General features: G+C 72.7%; 23 protein-coding genes. 14 read left to right on the top strand and 9 right to left on the bottom strand.

Annotated elements, in window-relative coordinates; genetic code table 11:
- The first annotated feature begins 308 nt into the window (after window positions 1-308).
- The 6 genes from HS041_RS26970 to HS041_RS26995 all read left to right on the top strand — a co-directional run bounded on the left by HS041_RS26970 (window position 309) and on the right by HS041_RS26995 (window position 6,452).
- Window positions 309-2,312: a Xaa-Pro dipeptidyl-peptidase gene (locus tag HS041_RS26970; RefSeq protein ID WP_196443658.1), complete on the top strand. Its 2,004-nt coding sequence runs from the start codon at window positions 309-311 to the stop codon at window positions 2,310-2,312.
- 149 nt (window positions 2,313-2,461) lie between these two features.
- On the top strand, window positions 2,462-3,217 hold the full coding sequence (locus HS041_RS26975) for a DUF4129 domain-containing protein (RefSeq protein WP_196443659.1): 756 nt from the start codon (window positions 2,462-2,464) through the stop codon (window positions 3,215-3,217).
- On the top strand, window positions 3,214-3,606 hold the full coding sequence (locus HS041_RS26980; protein WP_196443660.1) for a hypothetical protein: 393 nt from the start codon (window positions 3,214-3,216) through the stop codon (window positions 3,604-3,606). Before HS041_RS26975 ends, HS041_RS26980 begins: the two co-directional genes overlap by 4 nt.
- Window positions 3,607-3,608: 2 nt before the next feature.
- The gene (locus HS041_RS26985) at window positions 3,609-4,589 is read left to right on the top strand and encodes an AAA family ATPase (RefSeq protein ID WP_196443661.1); all 981 of its coding nucleotides are present in this window, start codon (window positions 3,609-3,611) and stop codon (window positions 4,587-4,589) included.
- Entirely contained in the window at window positions 4,586-5,833 is a 1,248-nt protein-coding gene (locus HS041_RS40175) for a DUF58 domain-containing protein (RefSeq protein WP_196443662.1), read from the top strand. Before HS041_RS26985 ends, HS041_RS40175 begins: the two co-directional genes overlap by 4 nt.
- Before the next feature lie 55 nt (window positions 5,834-5,888).
- Window positions 5,889-6,452: a hypothetical protein gene (locus HS041_RS26995; protein WP_196443663.1), complete on the top strand. Its 564-nt coding sequence runs from the start codon at window positions 5,889-5,891 to the stop codon at window positions 6,450-6,452.
- Here the strand turns inward: HS041_RS26995 and HS041_RS27000 are convergent.
- Window positions 6,445-7,227, bottom strand: coding sequence for an amidohydrolase family protein (locus HS041_RS27000; RefSeq protein WP_196443664.1), 783 nt, complete (start codon window positions 7,225-7,227; stop codon window positions 6,445-6,447). The genes HS041_RS26995 and HS041_RS27000 overlap by 8 nt on opposite strands.
- A gap of 143 nt (window positions 7,228-7,370) precedes the next feature.
- On the opposite strand from HS041_RS27000, the gene HS041_RS27005 reads away from it, so the two are divergent.
- On the top strand, window positions 7,371-8,249 hold the full coding sequence (locus HS041_RS27005; RefSeq protein ID WP_230879813.1) for a LysR family transcriptional regulator: 879 nt from the start codon (window positions 7,371-7,373) through the stop codon (window positions 8,247-8,249).
- Window positions 8,250-8,387: 138 nt separating this feature from the next.
- Entirely contained in the window at window positions 8,388-8,561 is a 174-nt protein-coding gene (locus tag HS041_RS27010; protein ID WP_196443666.1) for a hypothetical protein, read from the top strand.
- A 32-nt stretch (window positions 8,562-8,593) separates the two neighbouring features.
- Here HS041_RS27010 and HS041_RS27015 read toward each other — a convergent pair whose 3' ends face one another.
- The 6 genes from HS041_RS27015 to HS041_RS27040 form a co-directional block, all read right to left on the bottom strand.
- Window positions 8,594-9,358, bottom strand: coding sequence for a methyltransferase domain-containing protein (locus tag HS041_RS27015; protein WP_196443667.1), 765 nt, complete (start codon window positions 9,356-9,358; stop codon window positions 8,594-8,596).
- 24 nt (window positions 9,359-9,382) lie between these two features.
- Window positions 9,383-9,952: a TrmH family RNA methyltransferase gene (locus tag HS041_RS27020; RefSeq protein WP_196443668.1), complete on the bottom strand. Its 570-nt coding sequence runs from the start codon at window positions 9,950-9,952 to the stop codon at window positions 9,383-9,385.
- A gap of 70 nt (window positions 9,953-10,022) precedes the next feature.
- Entirely contained in the window at window positions 10,023-10,634 is a 612-nt protein-coding gene (locus HS041_RS27025; RefSeq protein ID WP_196443669.1) for a class I SAM-dependent methyltransferase, read from the bottom strand.
- Window positions 10,635-10,851: 217 nt separating this feature from the next.
- The gene (locus HS041_RS27030) at window positions 10,852-11,799 is read right to left on the bottom strand and encodes a VWA domain-containing protein (RefSeq protein WP_196443670.1); all 948 of its coding nucleotides are present in this window, start codon (window positions 11,797-11,799) and stop codon (window positions 10,852-10,854) included.
- Window positions 11,796-12,785 (bottom strand): DUF58 domain-containing protein, encoded by a 990-nt coding sequence (locus HS041_RS27035; protein ID WP_196443671.1) that lies wholly within the window; start codon window positions 12,783-12,785, stop codon window positions 11,796-11,798. The genes HS041_RS27030 and HS041_RS27035 overlap by 4 nt, the downstream gene beginning before the upstream one ends.
- Window positions 12,782-13,786 (bottom strand): AAA family ATPase, encoded by a 1,005-nt coding sequence (locus tag HS041_RS27040; protein ID WP_196443672.1) that lies wholly within the window; start codon window positions 13,784-13,786, stop codon window positions 12,782-12,784. The genes HS041_RS27035 and HS041_RS27040 overlap by 4 nt, the downstream gene beginning before the upstream one ends.
- A 104-nt stretch (window positions 13,787-13,890) precedes the next feature.
- On the opposite strand from HS041_RS27040, the gene HS041_RS27045 reads away from it, so the two are divergent.
- Both HS041_RS27045 and HS041_RS27050 read left to right on the top strand, forming a co-directional pair.
- The gene (locus HS041_RS27045) at window positions 13,891-14,652 is read left to right on the top strand and encodes a hypothetical protein (RefSeq protein WP_196443673.1); all 762 of its coding nucleotides are present in this window, start codon (window positions 13,891-13,893) and stop codon (window positions 14,650-14,652) included.
- Between the two features lie 92 nt (window positions 14,653-14,744).
- Entirely contained in the window at window positions 14,745-15,644 is a 900-nt protein-coding gene (locus tag HS041_RS27050) for a DUF2268 domain-containing putative Zn-dependent protease (protein WP_196443674.1), read from the top strand.
- Here HS041_RS27050 and HS041_RS27055 read toward each other — a convergent pair.
- A complete protein-coding gene (locus tag HS041_RS27055) occupies window positions 15,614-16,255 on the bottom strand; it encodes a response regulator transcription factor (protein WP_196443675.1) in 642 nt (213 codons plus the stop codon). The genes HS041_RS27050 and HS041_RS27055 overlap by 31 nt on opposite strands.
- Window positions 16,256-16,460: 205 nt before the next feature.
- Between HS041_RS27055 and HS041_RS27060 the strand changes: the two genes are divergently transcribed.
- Window positions 16,461-16,826 (top strand): cupin domain-containing protein, encoded by a 366-nt coding sequence (locus HS041_RS27060; RefSeq protein WP_196443676.1) that lies wholly within the window; start codon window positions 16,461-16,463, stop codon window positions 16,824-16,826.
- Window positions 16,827-17,130: 304 nt separating this feature from the next.
- Here HS041_RS27060 and HS041_RS27065 read toward each other — a convergent pair whose 3' ends face one another.
- Window positions 17,131-18,552, bottom strand: coding sequence for an MFS transporter (locus tag HS041_RS27065; protein ID WP_230879814.1), 1,422 nt, complete (start codon window positions 18,550-18,552; stop codon window positions 17,131-17,133).
- A 124-nt stretch (window positions 18,553-18,676) separates the two neighbouring features.
- Between HS041_RS27065 and HS041_RS27070 the strand changes: the two genes are divergently transcribed.
- From HS041_RS27070 to HS041_RS27080, 3 genes are all read left to right on the top strand, one after another.
- Complete coding sequence (locus tag HS041_RS27070; RefSeq protein WP_196443677.1) at window positions 18,677-19,558, top strand: helix-turn-helix transcriptional regulator; 882 nt, start codon at window positions 18,677-18,679, stop codon at window positions 19,556-19,558.
- Between the two features lie 660 nt (window positions 19,559-20,218).
- Window positions 20,219-21,502 (top strand): MFS transporter, encoded by a 1,284-nt coding sequence (locus HS041_RS27075; protein ID WP_307845487.1) that lies wholly within the window; start codon window positions 20,219-20,221, stop codon window positions 21,500-21,502.
- 32 nt (window positions 21,503-21,534) lie between these two features.
- Complete coding sequence (locus HS041_RS27080; RefSeq protein WP_196443679.1) at window positions 21,535-22,779, top strand: condensation domain-containing protein; 1,245 nt, start codon at window positions 21,535-21,537, stop codon at window positions 22,777-22,779.
- Window positions 22,780-22,846: the final 67 nt, after the last annotated feature.

Consider the following 22,846-nt stretch of genomic DNA (forward strand, 5'->3'; position numbering starts at 1 on the left):
AGTGACGGTTGTGTCAGCAAAACGTACGTCCCAGATGGCTGTGAGCACACAGTTTTCCGGTAAGAGACGTCCGAAACGGGGCCTGACGCGAGTCCGTAGGGCTGGAATGGCCGGTGGCACGGTGGCTGCCCCCGCAGCTTCGCCTCGCCTGTCCCGCTGTGGAGGCTCGTGGATCTCATGGGCACTCAGAACGCTGCGAAACGCCGAGTAACGTTCGATTCGTTACATCCCGGATCTTGCGGGAGAAGATCCAGCCGAGGAGATTGACGGCAGTTGTCAGATCTCCATCGGCTTTCGGAGCGACCCTCATGACCAGATGGAAGACCATCCTGCTCGCCCTGGCGGTGGCCGTACCCGCGGGCGCCCTGCCCGCGGCGGCCGCGCCCGCCGCGTCGGCGTCATCCACGCCCGCCCCGCCGTCCACGCCGGCCGCGTCATCCGCACCGGTCGAGAACGGCGAGACCCAGCCCGTCTACTCCCGGGCCGACGCGCTGACCGAGACCGTCTTCGTCGAGGTCGCCGGGACCGACAGCGACGCCGACGGCCGCCCCGACCGGGTCGCCGTCGACATCATGCGGCCCAAGGAGACCGCCGAGGGACTGAAGGTCCCGGTCATCATGGAGGCCAGCCCCTACTACGCGGGCGGCAACGACGTGGCCAACCACGTCGTCGACCTCGACGGCTCCGACCCGGCCGGCATGGAGTACCGCCGCAACAAGTTCAACGACCTGCGTGAGGAGATGTTCGGCCAGGCCGAGGACCCGGCCGCCGCCCGCTCCGCCGCAGCCGGCCCCTTCCCGGGCTACTACGACAACTACTTCCTGCCGCGCGGTTACGCGATCGCACTGGTGGAGAACGTCGGCTCCGGCCGGGCCACCGGCTGCCCGACGACCGGTCTGCCCAACGAGACCGCCGGGCCCAAGGCCGCGATCGACTGGCTCAACGGGCGGGCGAAGGGCTTCGACGCGGCCGGCAACGAGGTCACGGCCGGCTGGTCCACCGGGAACGTCGGCATGATCGGCGTCTCCTACAACGGCACCCTGCCCAACGCCGTCGCCGCGACCGGGGTCGAGGGCCTGAAGACCATCGTGCCGATCGCGGCCATCTCCTCCTGGTACGACTACTACCGTGCGAACGGCGGCGTCGTCGCCCCCGGCGGCTACCAGGGAGAGGACGCCGACGTGCTCGCCCGCTACGTCCTGACCAGGGAGAACGGCCAGGAGGTCTGCGGGGCGCTGATGGAGGAGATCGAGCGGGACCAGGACCGCGTCACCGGCGACTACTCGCGCTTCTGGCACGAGCGCAACTACCTGCCCGACGTGCGCAAGGTCCGGGCCAGCGTCTTCCTGGTGCACGGCCTCAACGACTGGAACGTCAAGACCAAGCAGGCCGTGCAGTGGTGGGACGCGCTGGCCAAGCGGGGGGTGCCGCGCAAGATCTGGCTGCACCAGGGCGCACACTTCAACCCGTTCTCCTTCGCCCAGCGCAACGCCGAGTGGCTGCGCCAGCTGCACCGCTGGTTCGACTTCCACCTGTACGGCCTGCGCAACGGCATCCTCGACGAGCCGCAGGCCGACGTGGAGCACGGTCCCGGCCAGTGGGCCCAGCACGCGACCTGGCCGCTGCCCGGCACCCGGGACGTGCGGCTCCGCCTGGCCGCCGGCTCCGCCGGGCAGAACGGCACCCTGAGCCCGCACCGCCGCCACGGCCACGGCGTGGAGTCCTTCACCGACCAGAACACGCGCACCGCCGAGCAGCTCGCCGAGAACGCCGCCGCCACCGACCCGAACCGCCTGGCCTACCTGACGGAGCCGCTGAGCAGGGACGTCCGCCTCTCCGGAACCCCGAAGGTCTCGGTCAAGGCGGCCTTCGGGAACGGCCGCTCGCCGTACCTCACGGCGCTGCTGGTCGACTACGGCACCGACGCCCGCGCCTACGGCCGGGTCGCCTACGGCGCCACCCCGGTCTGCTACGGGCAGGGCGTCCCCGGAGACACCGGCTGCGCCCGCCTGGCCGAGCACGTCACGGTCACCGCCCCCTTCAAGATCATCACCAGGGGCTGGCTGGACGTCCGCAACCGCCACTCCGACTCCCGCACCCAGTTGCTGCGTGAGGGCCGGTTCTACGACTTCGACTTCGACCTCCAGCCCGGCGACTACGTCGTCAAGGCGGGGCACCGCATCGGCGTCGTGCTCATCTCCACCGACTACGACTTCACCCTCCGCCTGCCCGCGGGGACGAACGTCTCGGTCGAGCCGGGCGATAGCTCGGTCACGCTCCCGCTGGTCGGCGGGCGCTCAGCCCTCGGCTGACGGCGGGGTGGAGGCCCGGGCGGCACCGTGGGCGTACGCGGTGCCGCCCGGCCCCGCACCGCCGGCCACGGCGCTGCCCGGCGGCTTGACGACCGCGTCGGCACGCTGATGTAGTGAGCCGCTGTATGCGCCGTCTTGGAGGTTGGACGATGGAGCGTCGGCGCAGCTGGAGTCCGCTCGCGCTGGCCGTCGGCGGGCTGCTCGCCGTCGGGCTCGCCGCGAGCGGGGTCGACCACGGCGGCGGGTTCGGCCTGGGCGACGCGCTCGGCTTCGATCCCGGCCTTGGGCGCCCCGCCCCACCCGAGGCCGGCGACTCCACGACCGCTCCGTCCCTGCCCCGCGACGACGCGTTCGGGCGGTTCTCCTTCTGGACCGTGATCGTCGCCGGGGCCGTGATCGCCGCGCCGGTGATCGTCATGCTGGTCAGGACGATCCTCCGTGCCCGGGACGGCGCTGCGGCGCGGACGGCCGTACCGCCGTCCGCGGGTGAGCCGGAGGCGGCGGGGCCGGCGGGGGAGGCACACGAGGCCATCAGGGCGGGGCTGGCGGACCTCGACGCCGGGGACGATCCGCGCCGCGCCGTGATCGCCTGCTGGCTCCGGCTGGAACGCGCCGCCGCCGAGGCCGGGGCCGCGCGCGCGGCCGCCGACACCCCCGCCGACCTGGTCGCCCGGCTGCTGGCCGCGCAGCGGGTCGGGCGGGACGCGCTGGACCGGCTCGCCTCCGCCTACCGCCGGGCCCGCTACAGCCCGCGCGAGGTGGACGGACCCTTGCGGGAGGCGGCCCGGCGGGCGCTGGCCGAGGTGGACGCGGAGCTGTCGTCGGGGCCGTCGCGGCACTCCACGGGCGCCGACGGGGCAACCGGGCCACGGCGGCACACCACGGGGACGGATACGGGGCCGTGATCGGGCTGCTGTGGCACGCCGCCGTGCTGGCGGCCGCCGGGATCGCGGCCTTCCTCCTGCTGCGGCGGATCCCGGCCGGCGCGCCGCGGACACCCGCCTCCGAGCCGGAGCCGCCCTGGTCGCCCGAGCAGGCGTTCACCGAGATCCGCTGGTGGGAACGGCGGCTCGCCTCCGCGTGGGACGACCCGGGCAAGTACTCCTCCCTGGTCCGCGACCGGCTCGCCGACCTGGCGGCCGAACGGCTGCGCCTGCGGCACGGGGTGAGCGATCCGGCCCGCGCGAGGGAGATCCTCGGAGACGACCTCCACCAGCTGATCACCGCCCCCGGGGCGGAGGTCCCGACCCGCGCCGAGCTGGCCCGCCTGGTCGCGCGCATCGAGGAGATATAGCCATGGAGCTCGCCGAGGTCGGCAGGCACGCGCGCGAGGTGCTCGACCGGGTCAACACCGTCGTGGTCGGCAAACGCGACGCGCTGGAGCTGGTGCTGGCCGGGATCCTGGCGGGCGGGCACGTCCTGCTGGAGGACTTCCCCGGCCTCGCCAAGACCCTCACCGCCCGCTGCTTCGCGCAGACCCTGGGCCTGGACTTCGCCAGGCTGCAGTTCACCCCCGACCTGCTCCCCGCCGACGTCACGGGCTCGTTCCTGTACAACCAGCGCGACGGTGACTTCGTCTTCCGCCCGGGGCCGGTCTTCACCGACCTGCTGCTCGCCGACGAGATCAACCGCACCCCGCCGAAGACCCAGGCGGCGCTGCTGGAGGCCATGCAGGAACGCCAGGTCAGCGTCGAGGGCGTCACCCACCGGCTGACGGCCCCCTTCCACGTGCTGGCCACGGCCAACCCGATCGAGTACGAGGGCACCTATCCGCTGCCGGAGGCGCAGCTCGACCGGTTCCTGCTCCGCGTCTCCTTCGGCTACCCCTCGGCCGAGGAGGAGCAGGCGATGCTCCGCCGCCGGATGACCCGCCGGACCGAGGAGGCCGTGCTGGAACCCGTGGTCGACGCCGCGGCCCTGACCGCCATGCAGCACGCGCTGGAGGACGTGGCCGTCGAGGACTCGGTCGGCCGCTACATCGTCGACCTGGCCTCCGCCACCCGAGACCACCCCCAGGTGCAGGTCGGCGCATCCCCGCGCGGTTCGCTCGCCCTGCTGCTGGCCGCCCGGGCCCGCGCGGCCCTCGACGGCCGCGACTACGTCGTCCCCGAGGACGTCAAGCGGGTCGCCCCGGCGGCCCTGGCCCACCGGCTCAGCCTCCGCCCGGAGATGTGGCTGCGCCGCGTCGACCCGGTGGCGATCGTCGAGGAGATCTGCGCCCGCACGCCCGTGCCCGCCTCCGGCGACCTGCCCACCTACACCGGGAGCCCTTCGTGACCTGGTTCACGACCGCGGCGTTCCGCCGGGCGGCCGTCCTGACGGCCGGCCTCTGCCTGGCGGCGGTCGCCCTGGGCCGGGTGGACCTGCTGGCCGTCGCGGTCCCGTTCGTGCTGGGCACGGTCCTGTCGCTGCGCTCGCGCCCGGGCCGGGAGCCGGTGGCCGTGCTGCGGCTGGACGACGAGGCCGTCACCGAGGGCGGCACGGTCACCGCCTCGGTCAGCGTGGACGGCGACCCGGAGACGGCCTGCGTGGTCGTCCCGGCCGCTTCCGCCGGGCTCGGCCACGATTCCCGGCCCCGGGTGGTCCGGGTCCCCGCCACCGTGCCGCTGGCCGGTACGGCGCGGCGCTGGGGCGTGCACGCGTTCGGGCCCGTCCGGGTCCGGTCGTTCGCCTGCGACGGGCTGCTGGAATGCCGTGAGCGGGTGCTGCCGCCGAAGAACGTGCGGGCCCTTCCCGACGCGGAGCCGTACTCCTCCCGGAGCTCCGTGCCCCGGGCCGCCGGGATGTCCGGGATCCACCGCTCCCGCCGGGCGGGCGACGGGGGCGAGCTGGCCGGGGTCCGGCCCTACCAGCCGGGTGACCGGCTGCGCCGCATCGACTGGAGGACCACCCTGCGTGCCCGCGAGCCGTACGTGAACGCCACCCAGCCCGACCGCGACGCCGAGATCGTGATCCTCCTCGACGTGCTCCGGGACGCCGGCGGGGAGGGCACGCCCAGCGTGCTGGACGTCACGGTCCGGGCGGCCGCGTCGATCGCCGAGCACTACACGCGCCAGGGTGACCGGGTCGCGCTGGCCGAGCTCGGTCCCCGGCTGCGCCGGCTGAGGGCCGGCACCGGCCGCCGCCACCACCTGGCCCAGCTCGCCTGGCTGGCCGAGGTCAGGCCGATGCCCGGCGGTCAGGACCTGCTCGGCGACCGGCTGCTGGCCGCCGGGACGCTCTCCTCGAGCGCGCTGGTCGTCATGCTCACCCCGCTGCTGGACGCGCGCAGCGCCACCGCCCTGGCCGTCCTCGCGCGGGCCCGGCGCCCCCTCGTCGCGGTCGACACCCTGCCCGACGGCCTGCCGCAGGACTCCGGCGGCGAGTGGTCGGAGCTGGCCGGGCGCATCTGGCGGCTGGAGCGCGAGAACACCGTCGGCCGCCTGCGCGAGGCCGGTGTGCCCGTCGAGGCCTGGCGGGGCTCGGGGAGCCTGGACGCGGTCCTGCGCGACGCGGCCCGGGTCGCTGCGGTACTCCGATGAGCCTCCCCGGCCCGGAGCGCGGCGGCGCGATCGCTCCCCGGCCCGGGAGGCGGCGGTGACGAAGACGCTCCCGCCGCTTCATTCGCTGGCCTGGCGGTCGCTGGTCTGGGCCGCGGGGACGGCCGCCCTGCTCGTCGCGATGCCGCCGGACTACCGCGCCGGGCCGGTGATGCCGCTGCTGGCCGCGCTGCTCGGCCTGCTGACGGCCGCCGAACCGGACGGCGGCTGGGTGCTGGCGGCGCAGGTGACCACGGTGGCGGCCTGGCTGCTCACCACCGTCGGGTACGGCTACGCCCCGTCGCCGGTCATGGGCCTGCTCATCGGCCTGCTGCTCTACCTGCACCACGGCATGGCCGCCATCGCGGCGCAGGTGCCGCCCTCGTCCCGCATCCCGGCGGAAATCCTGGCCGGTTGGCTGGCCAGGACCGGGGTGGTGAGCGCGGCCTCGGCCGCCGTGTGCCTGCTCCTCACCGGGCTCACCGGGACGGCGGGCGCCGCCGTCCCGGCCGCGGCGGCGGTCGTCCTGGGGGCCGCCGGAGCGCTGGCCGTGGCCCGCGTCCTGCGCGACGCGGGCCGGGGCCCGGAACGCGGAGACGGCCGACGGCGGGGGATCACATAGCCCGCCCGGCGGGCAGCCGGAAGACGCGCCGGGCGGCTCCCCCCAGGAAGTCGGCCCGGGCCTCGTCCGTCAAAGCGAGCCGCTCGATCTGCGCGAGAGCACGGTCGTGCGGAAGCTGCGGCCAGTTGGTACCGAACATGACCTTTCCGCGACCGTAGGTGTTCATGAAGTGCACCAACTGCGGCGGGTAGTAGCGAGGCAGGTAGGCGGAGGTGTCGATGTAGACGTTGTGGTGCTTCCACGCGACGCCGATCATCTCGTCCGTCCACGGATGCCCGATGTGGCCGCCGACGATCACCAGCTCGGGGAGGTCCAGCGCCACCCTGTCCAGGTAGGGCACGGGCCGCCCGGTCTCGGAAGGCTTCAGGGGACCGGTGTGGCCGACCTGCGTGCAGAACGGAACGCCGAGCTCGACGCAGGTGGTGTAGAGCGGATAGTAGAGCCGGTGGTCGGGCGGCAGCTCCCACAACCAGGGAACCACCCGCAGCCCGACGAAACCGAGCTCCTCCACCGCGCGGCGCAACTCCCGGACGGCCCCGACCGGATCGGCCAGATCCACCGAGGCCACTCCGGCGAACCGGTCAGGATGGGCCCGGACGAAGTCCGCCACGTCGTCGTTGCTGATCACCCATCCGCCCGGTCGGTGCCAGGCCGACAACAGCAGCACATCCACCGCCGCCTGGTCCATCAGCTCGACGAGCTCGTCGGGGCCGACGGGCTTGTCGATCAGCTCGGCGCTCCCCGACCTCTCGAACAGCCGGGTGATCTCAGGCATGGGCAGCCGGCCGGGGCGCCCTCCGAGTGTGGGCTGTGCCCAGACGTCAACTATCACGGATTCACCGTGCACCACCCCGCTCCCGGTGATCAACGCCGGAAACGACGGCTATCGTGCACTGTGACTCATCGATCGGAGACGTCATGGAGCTGGGCGAGATCGAGGCGTTCCTCACCCTGGCCGAAGAGCTGCACTTCGGACGCACCGCGACGCGGTTGCACGTGTCGCAGTCACGAGTCAGCCAGCTCATCAGATCCCTGGAACGGCGAGCGGGGGGACCGCTCTTCGAACGCACCAGCCGGCGGGTCGCGCTCACCGCGCTGGGCGAGCAGTTGCGCGAGAACGCCGCACCCGCCTACGAAGGCCTGCACGACGCGTTGGCCAGGGCACGGGAAACCTCCCGGACCATGAGCGGCGAACTGCGCGTCGGGTACCTTCCCAGCCTCGGCGGCGCTCCGCTCACCGACATCGCCGACGCCTTCCGCCGCGCTCACCCCGGCTGCGCCGTCACCCTGCGGCAGATCACGATGACGGAGCTGACCAGGGCGTGGAGCGGCGAGGTGGACATCCAGGCCACCCTGCTCCCCGTCGACGAGCCCGGTCTCACCGTCGGCCCCGCCCTCGGAACCTACGAGCGGCTGCTCGCCGTGGCCGACGACCACCCTCTGACCGCCGCTGGACGGGTGCGGCTGGAGGATCTGGCCGACTACCACCTGCCCGCCATGCCCCCCGGCATCCCCTCGGCGCTCCACGACTCCTACTGGCCCACCCGCACGCCGAGCGGCCGGCCCATCACCCGGATCACGGTGAACGGCACCTACCGCGAGGCCCTCCACCTCATCGCCCGGGGCCGGATCGTGCTTCCCACCGACAGCGGCACCACCCGCTTCCGCCGGTACCCGGGGGTGACCTGGTTGCCCATCGTCGACATGCCTGCGGCCCGCGCCGTGCTGACCTGGCGCACCGCAGCCGAGAACGCGAGGATCCACGCCTTCGCCGGGCTCGCGACCAGAGTGATCTAGAGATGTCCAGGGGGCGGCGGAGCGGCCCCGCGGTCGGGATCGTCACCGGCGGCCCGACCCTGAGGGGCGACCCTGGCTTGTCCCTGACTTCGGCCCGCACGCCCGCCGCAGCGCCCCGCGGGCGCATACCGTGGAGCCATGGGACGAATTCTGCTGATCGTGGCGGCCGTGGTGATCGCCTTCATCGTGCTCGGCTGGGTGCTGAGCTTCCTCGTCGGGCTGTTCAAGTGGGCGCTGATCCTCGGGCTGATCGCCGTGGTGGTCATGTTCGCGAGCAGGCTCTTCCGCCGCTCTCCCAGCGTCAGGGACTGACGCGCCACCCGGGAGGCCGCGCGCGCCCGTACTCAGGCGCGCGCGGTGAGGAACGTGCGGGTGAGGGTGGCGTGGAAGGAGCCGTCCGCCGAGCGGGAGTGCATCTCCGCCCGCCATCGGGCGGCGGCTTCCGCGGAGAGCTTCGCGCGTGACAACGCCCGGCCGACGGCCTTGTCGAGGTCGATGGTCCGGCGCAGCTCGGCCCAGGTGGCGAACTCACCGGGCTCGTCGACCCTGGTGACCTCGGTGAAGCCGGCCCCGGCCAGCAGCGATGCCGCCTGATGGCCGATCAGCGGCTGGCTGATGCCCTCGGCGACGGCCCGGACCACGGCCCGGCTGACAGCCGGTTCGGCGGAGTCGATGCTCAGCGAGGCCCAGACGGGCTCGAACACGACCAGCCGCCCACCGGACCGCAACACCCGGTGAACCTCGGCGGCCACGCCCGCCGGGTCGGCGACGTGCAGCAGCACGCGCTCGATCCGGCAGCCGTCGAAGCTGCCGGCCGGGAACGGCAGCCGCGACGCGTCGGCCTGGACGACCGCCGCGCAGCGGGCTCGGCTGCGCACGGCCATCTCGGCGCTGGCGTCGACCCCCACCGGGACGGCACCGGCCCGGGCCAGCAGCTCCAGATCGTGGCCGGTCCCGCAGCCCACGTCCAGCACCCGCTCGCCGGGGCGCACCTCCAGCATGGCCAGCAGCCGGGCCTTGACCCCGGCCATCGGCCCGCACGCGTGACGGTCCAGGTAGGCGGCGAGAGCCGCCGGATCGGCGCTGGCGTCCACGTGGGCGAAGGACACGGGCGCCCCCTCTTCTGCCGTCGGCTATCGCTCTTCCAGGGAGGCGGCCGGCTCCAGGCCCGCCCACTCCTGCCGGCGGGCCTCGGCCACGGCGATGGCGGTCGCCACCGCGACGTTGAAAGATCCGACTCGTCCGACCTGCGGAATGTAACAGACGGCGTCGGCGGCCTCCAGCAGGGCGGGGGAGCAGCCGTGGTCCTCGCTGCCCACCACCAGGCACACGTCGCCGGCCAGCTTCGCCTCGTGCAGCGGTACGGCGTCGCCGGTCAGCTCCACCGCGACCACCCGGAAGCCGTCGGCCTTGGCCGCGTGCACGGCCTCGGTGACGGGGACCGGCTCCTCCCAGGCGACCAGCCGGTCGGTGCCCAGCGCGGTCTTCTGCGCCTTGGGGTTGGTCGGGGGAGTGGCGTTGCCGGCCAGCCAGATGCGCTCCACGCCGAAGGCGGCGGCCGTACGGAAGATCGAGCCGATGTTGAACGGCCCGGTCACCGACTCGACGATCAACGCGAGCCGGCCCTCGGTGTTCCTGCGCCAGGTGCGGTTGAGCCGCTTGACGTCGGTCGGCCGCAGCTGCCTGCGCGGGTTGGCGGTCATCGTTGCTTCACCGTTCCTTGATCGTCCTTGTGCGTCCTCGTCGTCCGGCGGGGTGCGGGGCCCGCCGCGCTCACGGCACCGGGTCCGTCTCCCGCGCCCGCACCTGGAGGATCCGGTAGGACGAGCGGGAGGCGGTACGGGTGGTGGGCCATCCCCGCTCGTTCAGCCAGCGGTGCAGGGAGTCGGATCCCAGGTGCTTCTGGACCACGAGGTGGGCTGTGCCGTCGGGGGTCAGGCGTGACAACCAGCGGGCCAGCATCTCGTGTAGGGCGGCCTTGCCGATGCGGATGGCCGGATTGGACCAGATGGCGCTGAACCTGACCTCGGACGGGACCTCGTCGACATGCGCTGACCTTACTTTGTCAAGGCCGGCGGCTTGGGCGTTCCTGGCGCACAGCTCCAGGGAGCGGCGGTTGACGTCCACCGCCCAGACGGTCGCGCCGGGAGCCCGGGAGGCCATGGTCAGGGCGATCGGCCCGTAGCCGCAGCCCAGATCCAGCAGGTTCCCCTCCGGCGGGGGAGGGGGGACGCTCTCCAGCAGGATCCGGGTGCCCTGGTCGACCCGCTCCGGGGAGAACACCCCGCTGTCGGTCTCCAGCTTCAGGTGCAGGTCGGGGAGGACCAGCGTGACCGAGCCGGGACGGCTGGCGGTCTCAGGGCGCTCCTCGAAGTAATGTGCCACCTGCTTATTGTCGCGCCTGCGGCGCGACGCTGCGGACGCCCGGGTACCGGCGGCCGTCCTCGTCGCGTCCTCGCTTCGCTGCGGGCGCTTCTCGGTTGGCTCGCCGGGGCGTCCTCCGGAAAACCGCTCGCTGTCGCGCCTGCGGTACGACGCTGCGGACGCCCGGGTACCGGCGGCCGTTCCCGTGGCGAGACCGCGCTCGCCCCCGGCCGTCCGCTCAGGGGAGACGCGTCCCCAGCAGCATCGCCGCGGCGGCGACCAGCAGGCCGGTCAGGACCGCCGCCACGACGAACCACTGGCCGATCTCCTGGCTGACCGTCCGGTACCCCAGCGAGGAGCCGATCTGCTCGTAGACCTCTCGCAGCTCGCTGCCCGACTCCGCCTCGTAGGCCCGGCCCCCGGTGCCCTGGGAGAGGGTCTGCAGGGTGGCCTTGTTCACCGGGACGTTCACCTCGCGGCCGTCGATGGAGACGGTGCCGTCCTGGGTGCCGTAGGCGATGGTGGAGACCGGTACGCGGGCGTTCAGCGCCGACTCGATCGCCTCGGCCACCGAGCGGCCGGAGGTGTTGTCGCCGTCGGACAGCAGGACGATCGCGGCGGGCGGCGGGTCGGTGACCGCCTGCTGGTCGAAGGAGCGGATGGAGTCGATGGAGCTGAAGACCGCCTCCCCGATGGCGGTGCCCGCCCGGGTGCTGAGGTTGGCCAGCGAGGTGGCCACGGCCTGGTGATCGGTGGTCGGGGAGACGACGACCCCGGCCGAGCGCGCGAAGGCGACCAGGCCGACGTTGAAGCGCTCCGGCAGGTCCGTGACGAACTTCTGGGCGGCCTCCTTGGCTGCGGCGAGCCGGGTGGGCGCGACGTCGGCGGCCTCCATCGACAGCGAGACGTCCAGCGCGATGATGATGGTCGCCCGGTCGCGGGGGACCCGCACCGAGTCGGCGGGCCGGGCGGTGGCGACGATCATCAGGCTCATCATCAGGAAGAACAGCGCGGGGGCGACGTGCCGGCGCCAGCCGGGGCCGGACGGGGCCACCAGGTTCAGCAACGGCAGGTTGGTGAAGCGCACCGCGTAGCGGCGCCGGGCGAACTGGGTGGCCACGTACCCGCCGGCGACGGCCGCGAGCGCGGCGAACAGCCAGAGCCAGGAGGGGGAGAGGAAGGTCACCGGATCACTCCTGCCGTCGGGTGCCGGTGCGTCAGGTGGGCCGTGCGCCGCTGCTTCAGCACGAACTGCGCGATGTCGGCGACCCAGTCGCGGTCGGTGCGCAGGACCAGGTGGGCGACGCCGCAGTGGCGCAGCGCCGCCCGGGTGATCTCCCGCTGTACGGCCGCCGCCTCGGCGTAGGCCGCGCGGACCTTCGCGGTGAGCCGGACCTGGTGGCTCCGGCCCGACTCGGGGTCGGTCAGGCTGATCAGGCCCACCGGCGGCAGCTCCAGCTCGCGCGGGTCGATCACCTCCACCGCCAGCACCTGGTGGCGGGCGGCCAGGCGGCGCATCGGCCGCTCCCAGGGCAACTCCAGGCCGGGGTCCAGACTGGGCTCCGCGCTCAGGAAGTCGGAGACGACCACGCGCAGGCCGCGCCGCCGCCGCGCCGCCGCCAGCACCTCGATCGCCTCGGCCAGGTCGGGGGCGTCGGCCACGGCGCGACCGCGCGGCGCCTCCATCAGCGAGTGCAGCAGGCCGTACAGGGCGGTGCGGCCGCCACGGGCGGGCATCCGGTGGATGTACTCGTCGTGCAGGACGTAGGCGCCGAACCGGTTGCCGGTCCGCCCGGCCAGGAAGCCGATCGCGGCGACGGCGGCCACCACCAGGTCCCGCTTCTCCACGCCGGCGGTGCCGAAGTCCATGCTGGGCGACAGGTCGGCCAGCACCCAGGTCTCCAGCTCCCGGTCGGCGACCAGATCCCGGACGTGCGGGACGGACGTGCGGGCGGTCACCGCCCAGTCCATCCGGCGGATGTCGTCCTCGCCAGGGACATAGACCCGGCTGTCGCCCGCCTCGCTGCCCGGGCCGGGCAGCAGTCCCTGGTAGGAACCGTGCAGCAGCCCGTCCAGCCGCCGCACGACGGTCAGCTCCAGCCGCCGGAGCGCCTGCTCGGCGGCGGTGTGCCCGCCGGGGACGCGGCCCGGTGGCCGGTGGCCGGCGGTCACCGGGAGCCCTGGTTCCAGACCACCAGGGGCGGCGGTACGGCGGCGAGGATCCGGCGGACCACGTCGTCGGGGTCGAGTCCGTCGGCGAGGGCGTCGAAAGTGAGCATGAGCCGGTGGGACATCACGTCCACGGCCACGTCGCGGATGTCGTCGGGGAGCAGGTAGTCGCGGCCCCGCAGCAGGGCCAGGCCGCGTCCGGCGGCGACCAGGCCGAGCGTGGCGCGGGGGCTGACGCCGACCTCGATGCTGTCCTCCAGCTCGACCATGCCGTACTCGGCCGGGGAGCGGGTGGCCATCACCAGGCGGACGACGTAGTCGGCGACGAGCTGGTGAACCGAGACCTGGTCGGCGAGATTCTGCAGGGCGGCCAGCCGGGGCGGGTCGAGGACGGGTCTGGGGGTGGGCGGGGCGACGCTCATCCGGTGCAGGATCTCCAGTTCCTCGTGGGCGCTGGGGTGGGTGACGCGGACCCGGAACAGGAACCGGTCACGCTGCACCTCCGGCAGGGGGTAGACGCCCTCGGACTCGATGGGGTTCTGGGTGGCCAGCACGACGAACGGCTTCGGCAGCGGGTGGGTCTGCCCGGCCAGGGTCACCTGACGCTCGGCCATGACCTCCAGCAGCGCCGACTGCACCTTGGCGGGGGCGCGGTTGATCTCGTCGGCGAGCAGGAAGTTGACGAACACCGGCCCGAGCTCGATGTCGAAGGCCTCGCGGGAGGGGTGGTAGACCCTGGTGCCCACGATGTCGCTGGGCACCAGGTCGGGAGTGAACTGGATGCGGGAGAAGGTGCCGCCCACCACGGTGGCCAGGGTGGAGGCCGCCAGGGTCTTGGCGACTCCGGGCACGCCCTCCAGCAGGCAGTGACCCCGGGCGAGCAGGGCGACGAGCAATCGCTCCACCATGTGCTCCTGGCCCACGATGACGCGCCGGACCTCGGCCAGCGTCTCGCGCAGCAGCCCGGTGTCGGTCTCGCCCGGCAGTTCTTCGGCGACGGTCATGCTGATATTCCACCAAACAAGACGCCGCCTGACGCGGCTGGTCGGATCCGGATTTCCTGTTAGTACCCACGGGAGGGGAGGTGTGATCACCGTCATGTGCTTTCATGGCAGACGTGGCCAGTCCGCTCCAGTACGGTGACCCGCCCCGGCTCGGGCCCTTCGTCCTGCAGGCCCGCCTGCGGGTGGGGCCGGCGGGCCTGGTCTACCTGGGGCAGGGCCCCGACGGCCGGGCCGTCTCGGTCGCGGTGCTGACCAGGGGCGCCGCGCAGGACCCGGCGGCCCGCGACCGCTTCGTCACCGGCATCCAGGAGGCGGCGGGCCGCAGCAGGGTCCGGGGGTGGATGGCCAGGGCCACGCGGGGCCGTACGGCCCTGGCCGACGCGGCCCCGCCGGTGATCGCCATGGGGGACGGGACCGCGCCGTGGGTCGCCACGCCGTACGAACCGGACCGGGCGGGGGCCGAGCGGTTCCTGGAGCCGGTCCTGGTGCGCGGCACGCTGATCGGCGAGCGGCACGGCCCCGACTTCGCGCCGCACTGGGTGGGCGACCGGTTGCCCGCGCTGCCCGCCCCGCCCGTGAGCGCCCCGCCGGCCACCGAGACGCGTCGATCGGTGATCATCGCCGGGGTGGCGCTGACCGTCCTGCTGGTGCTGCTGGCCGTGATGCTCTGGTTGCTGCTCCGTCCGATCGAGGAGGGCGGGCGGTTCCCCCCGTCGTTGCCGGGGACGTCGTTCGAGCCGACTCCGCCTCCGGTCCCGGCGACGCCGGATCCCCGGCAGCCCACGCCCTCCCCGTCGCCCTCCGAGAGCGGGACGGGCACGCCGGGCCCGGAAGAGGGCGAGGACGACTCGGCCGGTGCGATCTGAGGCGGGCCGGTGAGACCGGAGCCGTGCGGTCCGCGAGGCCGGACGGAAAACGGCTTGAGCCTCACGTAACGTGAGTTCCTAACGTCGGGCTCATGGAAATCATCGTTCACGACACTCCCCGGGCCATGCTGGAGCTGGTGGGGCTCCCCCTCGACAGGCGGGCGGACGCGCTGCGTGCCATGCTCGCCCCGATGCGCGAGGCCGTCCCGATGCCCGGCGACATCGTCGACATCCTCCACAACCAGGGCAGCGGCTTCCGGGTGGACCGCGAGGACGCCCGCTACGCGCCCGCTCTGCGCCGGCTCGTCGAGGAGGACGTCCGCGGGCAGATCGAACGCATGCTGGCGGCCGCCTGGGAAAGGCTCTCCGGCGCGGTCCCGGACATCAAGGGGCCGGACACCCTGCAGGTCATGCTCGTTCTCGGAGACCCCGACGACGCGTACCTGATGGACACCGTCGGCGGCTACTTCGGCATGGGCGGCTCACCGGGCTGGCTCTACCTGCTGGCCTGGCCGTCCGATGACGTCATCGGACGGATCGCGCACTGCGCGGTGCACGAGTTCCACCACCAGGTGCGCTACCACAACGTGGGGTGGAACCCGGCGACGGTGACGGTCGGCGAGCACGTGGTGGGCGAGGGGCTGGCCGAGGCGTTCGTGCGGGAGCTGTCCGGGCGGGAGGCGATGGGCCCGTGGTCGGCGATGGTGACCGGTGCGGAGTTCGACCGGGCCTACGACAAGATCGTCGCGGCCGCCGGGCTGGCCGGGATGGCGAACACCCCGGCCTACGTGCTGGGCGACTCGGCCGCGCGCCGGTTCGGCCAGGAGCCCGTCGGCGTCCCCGACATGGCCGGCTACGGCGTGGGCCTGCGCATCGTCGACGCTCACCTGGCCGCCTCCGGCCTGACCGCGGCGCAGAGCACCGTGCTGTCCGGCGCGGAGATCCTGCGCTCGGCGGGGGTTCAGCGGGGGGAGACGAACCCCGACTCGTAGGCGGCGATGACGGCCTGGGTGCGGTCTCGGGCCTCTAGCTTGGCCAGCACGTTGCCGACATGGGTCTTGACCGTCTCGGTGCTGACGACCAGGTCGGCGGCGATCTCCCCGTTGGACAGCCCCCGGGCCATCAGGCGCAGCACGTCGCCCTCCCGCGCGGTCAGCCGCTCGATGCCGGCGGAGGGCCGGGTGGCCCCGTGCCGGGCGGCGAGGGCGCGGATGGCCGAGGGGAACAGCAGCGAGTCGCCTCCGGCCACGGTGCGGACGGCCTGGACGAGGTCGTCGGGACGGGTGCGCTTGAGCAGGAAGCCGCTCGCCCCGGCGCGCAGCGCCTCGTAGACGTAGTCGTCGTTCTCGAAGGTGGTCACCACCACGACCTTGGGCGGCTCCGGCAGGGCGGCCAGCCGCCGGGTCGCCTGGATGCCGTCCACCGCGGGCATCCGCACGTCCATCAGCACCACGTCCGGCCGGTGCTCGCGCACGACGGATATGACGGCGGCCCCGTCGGCCGCCTCGCCCACCACGGCGAGGTCGGGCTCGGAGTCGATGATGATTCTGAGCCCGGCCCGGATCAGGTCCTCGTCGTCGGCGATCACCACGCGCAGCGTCATGGCCCGACCATAGAGGGCTCCCTGCCGCGCCCGGAAACCGCTCCCGCGGCCCGGGGGTTTCGGCCAGACGTTCGGAGCGGTGGCCGGCTCGCCGTCGGGAGGACGGGTGGTCCGGCTCCCGGAGGTTGCGCACCGCGGCCGTCAGGGCCAGGCTGGAGAGGAAGGAGTTTTCCAGTTTCCGCAGCGGAACCGATGAGGAGGGACCATGGTTGCTACGACGCGGAACGACGCTCCTGTCGCGATCGAAGGCGGCGGTGTGGAACTGCGCATGCAGGAGGTCGGGGGAGACATGACCGTCGCGTTCGCGCGGCTTCCCAAGGGCACGGACCTGGCGCCGGCCGTCAAGGGTCTACCCGGCGATCTGTGTCAGTGCCCCCACTGGGGATACCTGTTCAAGGGGCGGCTGAAGATGAGGACGAAGCACGGAGACGAGATCTACGAGGCGGGGCAGGCGTTCTACTGGGCGCCGGGCCACGCACCGGAAGCCCTCGAGGACTGCGAGTACATGGACTTCTCCCCGACGAAGGAGTTCAACGAAGTCATCGACCACGTCAAATCGCAGATGGGGTGACCTCGGGTCCCGCAGCACCCCGATCTGTCGGCCGCATGCTGCTCCCGTGGCTGCGGCATGCCTGACGGGCCGTAGGCGGCCTGATCCATCGCAATCCCGGCGCATCCCCGGAAAACACCGCCCGCCCCGACGACCTGCGCAGCCTCGCCGCAGTCTTGGTTGAACCACTGCACGCCCGCGTCACCTACGGCGTGCATCCGGAAGCCGGCCTGCTTCAGCGGCAGGGTCGGCGGCTCCCGGTGATCGGGGTCTTTCCCGACGGGCAGCGCGACGGGCACGCCCCTCCAGCCCTGCTCCCGGCCTGTCACCGCCCCGCGTCCCGCCGGACATCCCCGTCCCGTCCGCTACGGCCGGGCGGCAGCATGAGGGCCGCGGCCGTGGTGGCCACCAGCATCACAGCCGCGACGCACAAGGCGACCCGCAGGCCCACGATGAACTCGCCTCGGTCCGCGACCAAGGCTCCGAAGACGGCCACGGCGAGCGCGCCGCCCGTCTGCCGGAAGGAGTTCAGGATCCCGGCGGCCGTTCCGGCCCGGTCCGCGGCGATGCCGTTCAGCAGGATGGCGGTCAGGGGAGGTACGGCGAAACCTAGGCCGAGGCCGGCCGGGATGAGCATCGCCGCGATCACTGGTCTGCTGGTTCCCTCGTCCATCCAGAGCAGGCCGGACATCGCCAGCGCGAAGATCGCTTGTCCTGCGGCGATCGGCATCCGCGGTCCGAAGCGTGCCGCAGCCCTGGCCGAGGCCAGGTTGGCCCCGGCGATCACGGTCATCATCGGCAGGAACATCAGCCCCGCGGCCATGACGGACAGGTTCAGAACGTCCTGGAAGAACAGGCTCAGCACGAACACCAGCCCGTAGAACGCGGCATTGACGGCGAAGCCGATCACGACCGAAACCGTCACCGTGCGCGAACGGAAGAGGCCGGGCGGGACCATCGGCGCGGCGGTACGTGCCTCGATCATGATGAACACGGCCGTCGCCACCGCCGCGAGCCCCAGGCAGCCCAGCACCACGGGCCCGCCGAAGCCGTTCTCCCCTCCGTCGATCACCCCGAAGGTGAGCGCCGCGAGCGCGACGATCGCCGTGAGCTGGCCGTACGGATCGAGCGGCGTGTTACGGCGCGGCGAGCGCTCCGCTCGGGTCAGCACCGCGAGGGTGGCGATGCCGACGGGCAGGTTGACGACGAAGATCGCCCGCCAGCCCAGGGAGCTGGACAGCACCCCGCCGGCCACCGGGCCGGCGGCAACCGCGACGGCTCCGCCAGCGGTCCACAGCGCGATGGCCCGTGCCCGTGCGGCCGCGTCCGGGAATGCCTGCCTGACGAGGGCCAGCGAGGAGGGCAGCATGATCGCCGCCGCGCTGCCCTGGATCAGGCGGGCGGCGATCAGCTCGCCCAGCCCCGGCGCCAGTGCGCAGGCCGCCGAGGCGACCGTGAAAAGCGCGACGCCGGCGCCGAACGCGCGGCTCGCCCCGATGCGATCGGAGAGTGCGCCCGCGGAAAGCAGGAGCGCGGCGAACATCAGCGTGTAGGCGTTCACGATCCATTGCAGTCCCGCCGTACCGCCGCCGAGGGCCCGCCCGATCCCGGGCAGCGCCACGTTCATCGCCATGGCGTCGAGGTTGAGCAGAAAGATGCCCATGAACGTGGTCGCCAGGATCAGCTTCGGTGCGGCCGTGCGCTGCCGGGCATCCTGTGACGCACGGGCCGGTGGAAGAGCGGTCATCCGTCCAGGCTGGTGAGGCCCGCGGGGGCGGGGCAGGCCGTGATCTTCCGGGGTGCGCCATAGGGGGTGTGACAGGGCCAGGCTCCGGGCCGGACCCGTGACCATACGCTGGCAAAATGACGACATGACCGAGTTCGGGAAGTTTCTGCTGGCTCGCCGCGGCGGTATACGCCCGGCAGACGTCGGGCTGCCCGCCGGAACCGGCACACGCCGTACGCCGGGTCTGCGCCGGGAGGAACTGGCGGCGCTGGCCGGTGTGAGCATCGACTACTACGTACGTCTGGAACGCGGCAAGGAGACCCGTCCGAGCCCTTCCGTGGTCGAGGCGCTGGCCGACGCGCTCCGCCTCGACGAGGAGGAGCGCGGCTTCCTGCGCGAGCTGGCGACGCGGGCGGCGCGGCGTGCGCCCGAGCCCCGTCCCCTGCCGTCGCGGCGGGTCCGTCCGACCGTCACGCAGCTTCTGGAGACGCTCCGGCCCAACCCGGCGTACGTCGTGAGCCGCACCAACGACCTGCTGGCGGCCAATCCCGGCGGGCTGCGGCTGCTCCACGGCATCGCCGACTGGCCGGAGCGGCAGCGGAACACCGTCCGGTACACCTTTCTGCACCCGGCTGCCCGCGAGCTGTGGGCGGACTGGGAGCAGAAGGCCAAGGGGTGCGTCGCCCAGTTGCGGGCGATCGCCGGCAGCGATCCGGATGCCCCTGATCTCGCCTCGCTCGTAGGTGAGCTGATCGTCAAGAGTCCCGATTTCAACCGGCTCTGGGAGCGGTACGAGGTGCGCACGATCGGCGACGGCGAGAAGACGCTCCGGCACCCGGAGGTCGGCACGATGACGCTCTCGCACGAAGGGCTGTCCCTGAACCGCGCACAAGGCCAGCGCCTCATCGTCTACATGGCGCAGCCCGGCAGCCCGGACCACGACGCGATGACGCTCCTCGACCTCGCCGCCTCCGGTTCGTCCGGCGGTTCCGGCGAGACGGCGCCCGTCTCACCCTCCCGGCGATAGGGCTAAGACCTGTCCCGTGCATCTTCTCCGCAGGAGTTCCCCTGGTCACCGATGTTGGCAGGCATGGTGCACCGGGAGAGCTCACAGGTCGGCGACCGTCCGTTCGGGCGGGTCGCCCGGATGTTCTGGTCCGCCGCGCCTGACTGCCCGCTGGCCGCGGTGGCCGTTCTGCTGTCTCCTGCATGTCGGGACCGTCCGTAAACCGTCGCAGCGGATGTCCGCCGCGGGCACCTGTTGCTGAAGCCGCCGCCGGGCGGCTCGGACAGGGCGAACGAAGGTCCGTCACTTTCACCGGGCGTTTTACGCCCGCGTATTCGGTCCTGAACCGGTTCGCGGCACAAGGCGCCGGCCCCGCCGTTCTGCTTTCTCGTCAGCGATTGTCGCACGGTCGGAGAAACAGCGGATTACGGCTCGGTGATCGCTGAGCCCTCCCTTAATAAACATTAGATTTTTTCGTACCGCAAGCTGACGGAGGGAAGCTTTCCGGTTACAGATCACAGCAACCGTAGATAGTTCTGGAAAATTTACGGACGGCCAGGTCGTGGCGGCAGGGGAGGGAAACGCTGACGCCCCGTTTCGGTGAACATATAGATGTCTATGCACTACAGTCCGATTCGGGGATTTTGTGATGGTTAACGAAATATGCTTACCATCGCTCATGTGACAAGATCGTTCTCACTTCCAAGCAAAGGCGCTCGTGAAGACGAGACAACTCTGTTCCGGCACCGCGACTTCAGGCTCCTGCTGTCCGGGGCCGCGGCGAGCCAGATCGGGACGCAAGTCACACTGGTGGCGCTGCCGCTGGTGGCCGTCCTCGGGTTGAAGGCCTCGGCCTTCGAGACCGGCCTGCTCACCGCGGCGGAGACCGCCGCGTTCCTGCTCGTCGGCCTGCCCGCGGGAGCATGGGTCGACCGGATGCGGCGCCTGCCGGTGCTCATCAGCACCGATGCGGTACGCGCCCTGGTGATGGCCAGCGTGCCGCTGGCGGCGGTGACGGGCACGCTGACCATGGCCCAGCTCTACCTGGTCGCACTGGTCACCGGCGTCGCGACCGTTTTCTTCGACGTCGCGCACCAGAGCTACCTGCCCGCCCTGCTGCCCAAGGACCGGTTGGTGTCGGGGAACGGGGCGCTGGAGACGGTGCACTCCTGCGCGCAGGTGGCCGGTCCCGGCCTGGCCGGAGGACTGGTGCAGCTGGTCGGCGCCCCGCTCGCGATCCTGGCCGACGCGGCCAGCTACACCGTCTCCGCCCTTTTCCTCCGGCGCATCCGCACCGTCGAGACCAGCCCGGCCGCCGGCGCCGAACGCCGCTCGCTGCGCGCCGAGATCGGCGAGGGCCTGACGTTCGTGCTGCGGCACCCGCTGCTGCGGATGATCGCCCTCAGCACGGGAACGGCGAACTTCTTCTCGGCCCTCCTGCTGTCGGTGCAGACGGTCTTCCTGGTCAGAGTGCTGGGCCTGGCGCCCGGTGCCATCGGCCTGACCCTGTCGGCGGCGGCCGCCGGCGGCATCCTCGGGGCACTGGCCGCAGGGCGGATCGCCACAGGCGTCGGCCAGGCCCGCATCATCTGGCTCTCCACCCTGGTCACAGGGCCGTTCGCGCTCCTGTGGCCACTGGCCGGAACAGGTCCGGCCGCCGCGCTGTTCGCCCTCGGTTCCGCGGTCGTCTTCTTCGGCGCCGTGGTCTACAACATCGCCCAGGTCAGTTTCCGCCAGACGCTCTGCCCTCCCCGGCTGCTCGGCCGGATGAACGCCACGATGCGCTTCCTGGCCTGGGGCGCCATGCCGCTCGGCGCACTGACCGGCGGGCTGCTCGCCCAGTCCTTCGGTGCACGCACCGCCGTCTGGGTCTGCGCCGTCGGCTTCCTGTCCGTCCCGCTGCCGCTGCTGCTCTCACCGCTGCGAGGGTTGCGTGATCTCCCCTCCGGCACGGCCGACCGGTGAGCGCGTACGGACGCACGCGGAAGGAGGAAATCGTGCACCCCAGCATCACCAGCCAGTACCTCGACAGATTCCGCGGTCTCGGCGAGGAGGCGAAGGAACTGCTCCCCGTGACCGGCGCCCAGCGACGGTTCCTCCTTCTGCGGAGGCTCGACCGCCGGTCCAGGCCCGACCTCGTCCCGCTCTTCTTCGCCTTCCCGCGCGGCGCGGTGGACACTCGCCGCCTCGTGGCGGCCGCCAACCACCTGGCCGCGACGCATCCGGTGCTGCGGGCCCGCCCCGAGGTGGTGCGCGGCACACCCGTGCTGCGGACGCACGACCCCGCCGTCCCGGTGGACCGGGTGCAGGTGCGCCACGACGAGGACCCGGCCGAGGCCCTGCGCCGTGCCCTGTCAGCCTGGAGCACGCAGGGGGCGCCCTTGCGCCTGTTGCTCGCCGAAGGCGCGCAGGAGGAGACACTCGCCGTCGTCATGGACCACGTCGCCTGCGACGAGCAGTCCATCGGCCGCATCCTCGGGGAGCTCTCCGACGCCTACCAGGCCGGCCACGACGCGGCGGACGTCCCGCCGCACCGGGTGCGGGAGGAGGTGCAGGCCTATCGCGAGGCCGTCCGCATGCAACTCGACGCCGAGGCGCGCGCCTCCACCCCGGCGGCCGCGGCCTACTGGGGAACGCGGCTCGCGGGGCTGCGGCCCGCCGCGCCGGCGGCGCCCGCCGCGGGCCCGGCCGGGACGATCCAGCGGCGGCTCCCGGCCTCCGTCGTCGAGAGCAGGGCCGGGGCCTTCCCCGCCCTGCTGCGGGCGTGCTCGGCCGCGGCGCGCCTGCTGTACGGCGAGGATCGCGTGTCCCCGCTGGGCTACCCGTGGGGCGGCAGACCCCTGGCGGCGCCACCGGTGCTCGGCTGCTTCCTCAACACCGTCGCCTTTCCCGCCGACGCCTGCAATGACCCCGCGGCCGCCTGGTGGGACGACCTCGACCACGCCGACGTCCCCTTCGACGAAGTGGTCAGGGCGGCCCGCGCCTCAGGCGCACCGTGGCAGGGCGACCTCGACGGGCTTCTCACCTTCGAAGACCTGCACCGCCGCCCGCCCCTGCTGCTGGGCACGACCGAAGGCCGGGAGGTCCACATCGACGGACGCCCGGTACGGGCACCGTTCGCCGTCTCCGTCTCCTACGGCGCCGACCTGCTCATCCGGATGACCTGGAACCGGCAGGCGCTGTCCGACGAAACGGCCGGGGAGGCGTTCGCCGAACTCGTCGAGGTCGTCCTCCACTCCTGATCCGCCGTCCGACCGACGGCCTCACCCGGCGGGCATCCACCACGCCGCGATGCCGCCTGCCACGAAA

This window comes from Planomonospora sp. ID67723 (genome assembly GCF_015711605.1).
In the GTDB taxonomy this organism is placed as follows: domain Bacteria; phylum Actinomycetota; class Actinomycetes; order Streptosporangiales; family Streptosporangiaceae; genus Planomonospora_A.